The sequence below is a fragment of the Sulfurovum sp. genome (genome assembly GCF_041562805.1).
In the GTDB taxonomy this organism is placed as follows: Bacteria; Campylobacterota; Campylobacteria; order Campylobacterales; family Sulfurovaceae; genus Sulfurovum.
The window spans coordinates 1-6,202 of record NZ_JBFFOH010000147.1 but is presented as its reverse complement, the minus strand read 5'-3'; the positions used below and the strand labels follow the sequence as shown (position 1 = coordinate 6,202).

At 40.7% G+C, this 6,202-nt stretch carries 6 protein-coding genes; 5 read left to right on the top strand and 1 reads right to left on the bottom strand.

Translation table 11 applies throughout. The features are described from left to right. From ABYK33_RS12925 to ABYK33_RS12905, 5 genes are all read left to right on the top strand, one after another. The coding region (locus ABYK33_RS12925) for a hypothetical protein (RefSeq protein ID WP_373033681.1) at positions 1-366 on the top strand (366 nt) is incomplete at its 5' end. Between the two features lie 405 nt (positions 367-771). Further along, positions 772-3,867 (top strand): hypothetical protein, encoded by a 3,096-nt coding sequence (locus tag ABYK33_RS12920; protein WP_373033680.1) that lies wholly within the window; start codon positions 772-774, stop codon positions 3,865-3,867. Next, positions 3,861-4,559: a type II secretion system protein gene (locus tag ABYK33_RS12915; protein WP_373033679.1), complete on the top strand. Its 699-nt coding sequence runs from the start codon at positions 3,861-3,863 to the stop codon at positions 4,557-4,559. Before ABYK33_RS12920 ends, ABYK33_RS12915 begins: the two co-directional genes overlap by 7 nt. After that, positions 4,559-5,395, top strand: coding sequence for a type II secretion system protein (locus tag ABYK33_RS12910; protein ID WP_373033678.1), 837 nt, complete (start codon positions 4,559-4,561; stop codon positions 5,393-5,395). Before ABYK33_RS12915 ends, ABYK33_RS12910 begins: the two co-directional genes overlap by 1 nt. Further along, positions 5,395-5,850, top strand: coding sequence for a type II secretion system protein (locus ABYK33_RS12905; protein WP_373033677.1), 456 nt, complete (start codon positions 5,395-5,397; stop codon positions 5,848-5,850). The genes ABYK33_RS12910 and ABYK33_RS12905 overlap by 1 nt, the downstream gene beginning before the upstream one ends. Before the next feature lie 114 nt (positions 5,851-5,964). Here ABYK33_RS12905 and ABYK33_RS12900 read toward each other — a convergent pair. Continuing rightward, positions 5,965-6,202: sigma 54 modulation/S30EA ribosomal C-terminal domain-containing protein (locus ABYK33_RS12900; protein ID WP_373033618.1), on the bottom strand; the 238-nt coding region annotated here is incomplete at its 5' end.

Genomic DNA, 6,202 nt, shown 5'->3' with positions numbered 1-6,202 from the left:
TTTTTAGCAGGTACTTACTACTTGCTAGAGGCACCTAACACAACCAAGTCAACTGCAGCATCACTAGGTCTTCAGATCGATTATCTAATCCGTGCAGGTGAACATTTTAACATTTTCATGGGTATTAACGGTGGTGCTATCGAGTCAACTTTCGAATATGATGTAGCAGGTACCACGCAATACGTAACAAACCAAAACCCTTATGCCGGGGTACAAGCCGGTGTGAATATCGACATCATTGAGAACTTGGGTCTTGAATTCGGTGGCCGTGCAAAGCACGTTTTTAGAGAGGCCAACACATACGCTATCAGCGACATGTACGAGGGATACGCCTCTATCGTCTTTAAGTTTACCGGCGAATACTAACAGAGGCTCTCTCAACAAGAGATGACATTAAAAAATGTTATCTCTACCTTAAACTCAAACTACTGCAAAACAAAGCGGAAATTTTCGCAAATATATAACTTCTTTATACTCCAATACTTCTCACTTGATGTTTTAAATAGAGCATACTGTTTAGTTGGAAGAATTAAACTAAACAGTATGCTCTAACTACTATAATTTTATTAATAATGTTAAAGTAAAAAATTGTGTGTTGTTAAGCTCGTATAAACCCAATAAGGGTGGACGCAGAAAAAGCAAAGATGCCTTCTCCAAATAGAGCGCTAAGAAATATATATATATAAGAAAATTAAATATATTTTAATTGTATATAAGATAAACTAGTAGCAATGTGCTTATTTACTTTAAAAAATAAGAAGGAAATTAAAAATGAATTATATTAACAGAATGTTGGTTTTACTCTTTTTCATTGTTGTGCCTTACGGTCATGCATACAATTATTGTCAGTTGAAAACTGACTTTACTGCAGAATTAAACACCTCTACCGAAACATACACAAACACGGATGTAACGATAAAGCAGAATAATATTCAAGTTACAGAACGAGACTATTATATATCAGTAGAAGAACCTGGATACGTTGAAATCAATATAACAAGTCCTTCTGGTTATGTTTTTTTCGATGCTCAAACTTCATCATGTTATGATCCTTCGGATGAACCCGGCGTAACTTTGTCCAACAGCACATCAACCTCTTTTTATACAGGTCCTGATCTGGATTTCAATATTGATGTTTACCCAATTTCACCTGACAAGAGTGGAGACTACGAGTATACTATTACAGTGAAATACACAACAGTCAGAGATGCTTATATGGCAGCAGACATCTGTTATTCGGATCCAACAACAAGTCCTCTTTGTCCTGCTGGTTCGGATTGTAATACTACTATACCGATTTTAAACATCTCAGACACTAATCTGACAGGGGTGGAAGTTGTACAAAAAAATGAGGCGTTACCTATAACAAACACCAACATATCAGAGTGCGGTGTTAATAATATTAATCTCAATTGTGTTGAGATCAGTAATACTGCTGTTGGCCTGATTGAGTACGTTGCTGAAGGGCCTAAATGGAACATAGGTTTCTTGGAGTACAATGCTACTGACCCAAATGCGACTATTATAAATGTGTATGAGACGCTCGACACCAATATTCCTGCGGACATCTGGCCGTCCGGAAAGATTATGTACACTACATATGAAAAATTTGATGTAAACAAGAATGTCAATGTAAAGTATACAGGAGAAATGCAGTATTGTGTAAGCGGATTACCGACAAATCCTGGCGGACTGGCTCCGCCTTTACGTATCGACTTGATCGATCCTCCGGCTGCGGGGGGTGAGGTTAGTATTGATGAATACAATTCCGGAAGCTTAAAAAGAATAACAACGAAGATTGCACAAAGTGGTGCACCACTAACCGCAGTGCATCTTGACGGTGACGGCGTTGCTTCACTGTTCACTTCATCACAGGCTTCGCTGCAGGTTATTGTAATGCCTTTACTGAGCAATGCTGACTGTACTTCTCAACAGAACCTCTATATGCCGGATGGGGTGACACCTGCTGTATTGACAATTCCCAGCGGTTCTGTTTCGACGACTGAGACTATAGCTATACCGTCTATTGCAAGGAAAGACTCCAGATTTTTAATTAAATATTTGGATCTGCAAGGTCTCTATACAGAAACCGGGCAGGAATGTATTAAAGATATGCTCAATGCAGATGGTACGCTTAACACGACCACGGGTAACTTGGCGGGTCTTTCACAGTGTGTAAACTCCGTCGATCAGTATCGTTTAGCTTATGGTGAATCAGCGACCAACCGTTGTTTTGGTGGCAATGGAGAGCCTTGTCTTTCCACAAACGGTGGTTACAGTTGTGGACCTGATAATGATACTTGTCCTGGATACAACCCGATTTATGATAATGAACTTGGCTGTTTGATGTGTACCCTTGATATTATGCCGGACTGTTCAAGTGACAACTTTGCGATCCGTCCAAATGAGTTTGATAGTTCGCTCAGTGCTGCAACGGTCGTTAAAGCAAAAGAGCCGACCAACATAACTTTCAATGCCTTTACTTTTGATGGTGCCACGCCGACACCTCTGTATAATGAAAGTCAAACAGACTCATTTGATGTCACGTTAAGTATTATAGACACATCAGCTGTCTGTGCTTTCCCTACTTTTGACCTATCTCCGGATGTTGTTTTTGCGGACGGTACGGTTACTGCTGACTACACATTTGACCACGTCGGTTATGTTACTATGAAAATATCTGAAATACCGGGCAGTGAATATGCCCTGGTTGATGCTGATGACACCCTGGATGCAGATCGTTATATTACCCCTTGGACGGAAAGTCTCACCATCACTCCCGATCACTTTGATCTAAATGTAACATATAAAGATGCCAATTATGAATTCAATTCGGACAAGAACTTTACTTATCTTTCTGATGGCGGTGATGGTTTTAATATGATGTCGATGTTGGACTTCAACATCACTGCAAAAGATTTTGATAATGTTAAAACAGCAAACTACGATGGGCAGTGTGCAGCGCAAGATATGAATGTGACACTGACACACTCAGCTGTACCATCGCCATTAACAGAGTTTGTCACCCGTTTGCAGGCAAAATATGTGACAGCATTGCCGGTTGATAGAAATATCTCTGTAGCAGATGACATTACATTTACATCTGCACTTGCAAAATCATTGCCAAAAGAGTTCTTTTTGAATGGAGATGGGTTTATAGAGATGCTTATCAATTTTGACCGTAAAACAGATCTACCGTTAAATCCGTTTAAGTTCACTATAAATGATATTACCATTGTCGATGAAAACGGAACGACGACTCAGACGTCACCGCAAGCAATCAATGAAGATGCAACCTTCTTTTACGCAAGAGTGCATTCACCTCGAAGCCGTGCAATGTGTACAACTGCCGGCGGTAGTTGTACAGGAAATATAAATTTTTACTATGAAGTCTATGCTAAGTCACCAACGGCGGTAGAGCAAGGTCTCATCACGACCTTGCTCGGTAACGTCCCTAAGAAGAGTCTTGACAGTGTCAACTGGTACAGGAATACAGAACACGACTTAAGCAGTGACGGAAACGTTAGTGGCTCGTCAACTCTTATTCCGGTAGGCACAGCACCAACTTACACTCCAAACCCAACTTTGGTTGCAACAACGGCTGCTTACAATTACACAGGTTCAAAAGGCTATCCATATAAAGGAACAGTGACAGTAGACACAACTGTTGCCGTGACCGCAGATGCAAATCAAACACAGCCGTGGTTGATCTACGATCAGTTTAATCCACATCCTGCAACTACAAACAGTGTAGAGTTGGAATTTTATGGACCAGGAGCATGGTCAAGTGATACCGGTGCAGCAGAATCCGTAACAGACAGTGGTAATAAGAAAAACAAAAATACTAATCGGAGAATTCGATGGTAAGAAGCAGATCTCTGTCTAATCGGTTAAGATGCTTTGTTCGAAGTGGCTTCACGATGATCGAGCTTATTTTTGCTATTGTCGTTATAGCTGTTGTCATGCTGACAATACCAATGATGATAGGAGTGAACAATAAGTCTCTGGAAGGAAGTGCCGCACAGGAGGCCATCTTTTTAGTCTCGGCTGTCTTGTCAGAAACGACGACATGGGTTTGGGATGACAACTCTATTGTTGGAAACGATGGCGGGTATTCAATATCTAAAATTTTGGATGTCGGTGCCATTGGTTCTACATATGGCCGAACAGATGTCAACAGTTCAATTAGAGTAGGTGGATTAAATGAAGATCTTCACCGTGGTTTCTTTGATTATAACTTAAGCAACACAACACAACATGCGCCAGCATTAGCCAACGGTTTGACAGAAACCCTTCCGCACGATATTGCTAATTCTGTTGCTGGTATCGGCGGCTATAAAAGCAGTTATACCATAACAGCCACTAGACAATATGTGAGTGATACTTTAGCTTCACCATTTGTTTTTAATGCTAATACTGCACCGGGAAACCAGAGTAATTTGAAGATGACGGAAGTTCAAATTACTGCCACAGTTGACGGGGTAAATCAGGTTATTGCAAAACTAAGGGCATATACGTGTAATATTGGTGAGATCGATTATGCTAAAAGGAGATTCTAATGCGTAAGGGCTTTACTTTACTCGAACTTGTCTTTGTCATTGTGATCTTCGGGATTATGTCAAAGTTTGGTGCGGACATTCTATATAAAATCTATGAAAACTATGTTTACAGCAACACCTTTAACCGCTTGGAAAATCAAAGTGAAGCAGCGGTCAAACAGATAGCGAACCGTCTTCAATACCGTATTAAAGATTCCACCATTGCCAGAAATGATTTGACCGCCGGGATTGAGCCGATAGGCAGTAATACTGGCGATGAGACAGTTTTAGAGTGGATCGGAGTCGATATTGACGGCTGGAAAGGGACAACATCGACTGCACCACAGTGGAGCGGATTTATAGATCTTATGAACTCAAATGCAGCAACATTGAGTTCGCCGGGTTCTTTGATCACAGACACTGATTTGGGGATCTTTTTTATAGGCAGTAACGTCGATCTTAACAGCAGTGCTTTTGGTTGGAATGGAACGAACCTTGGTGGACTTACAACTCAAACGGGTATTGCAATACACCCTGTAGATTTTACAACAACCTCGATTACATCGGCAAATTTAGGAGACTTTACAAATGTAGATGTCTATGAATATTATCAGTTGTCTCGTTCAGCGTATGCAGTTGGTTTGATCGGTACAGATCTTAATTTATATTATGATTATCGACCATGGTTAGGTGAAAGTGCAATTTTAAATGCAACACCGGTATTGATCATGGAAAATGTTACCAGCTTTAAATTTACCTCAATGGGTGATATTATGATCATTCAAGTCTGTGTGGGTGACGGTAATGTGACCGGTGTCGGCGAATACTCGATCTGTAAAGAAAAGGTGGTGTTCTAATGAGAGCTTATCAACAAAAACGTAACGGTTTTGCCATGATTATGGCGATCTTCTTTATGATTCTCATAGCGACGTTGCTCTCATATATGTTATCGACAACATCAGAAACGGCGAAACGCACAACTAATGTATATCTTAATGAACAGGCACAGCTGCTGGCTAAAAGTGCGGTGGAATATGCTATTTTAAGAGTTTCCGGACAAGATCGTTCAGGCGGAACCTGTGTGAATAGTTTTAATGCACAATATCCTGAGGGTACCCCTATGTTTGACATTAATGTGTCTATTCAATACATTGGATTTGGAGGATTGTCAGGGTGTAATAATTATATAGGTACTATTGCAACCCCTGAATCAAATGGAACGATGCTTATTGATGTTTATGTCTCTGACAACGCCAGCCTGAATCTAAGTGAACCAATTAGCTATCACCGTCGAACTCTGCAAAAACTTTAAAAGTTCGTTATACCGACATTGAGCGTATTAGTCTCATTCAGTTGGTTTTCAGACGGGCTACGCCATCTTTTCGTAGCACGTAGCACGTAGCACGTAGCACGTAGCTCGTAGTGTCTAGTAAAGCCCGAACTTTCCATCATTTCGTTTGTAGAGAACGCGGGTTTTACCTTCATTATCGAGAAAGATCTCAAACTGCTTGTCGCCTGACTTGAGATCTTCAAGAACGTCAGCTACCTCTTTAGGTTTGTACAATTCCAGTTCTACGGGAACTATCTCGTCTTCTTGTGCCTCTGCGGCTTCTTTAATGTTGGTTGTGTCGTTTTTAGCGCTGTTAAGGCTTTCATTGCGGTGA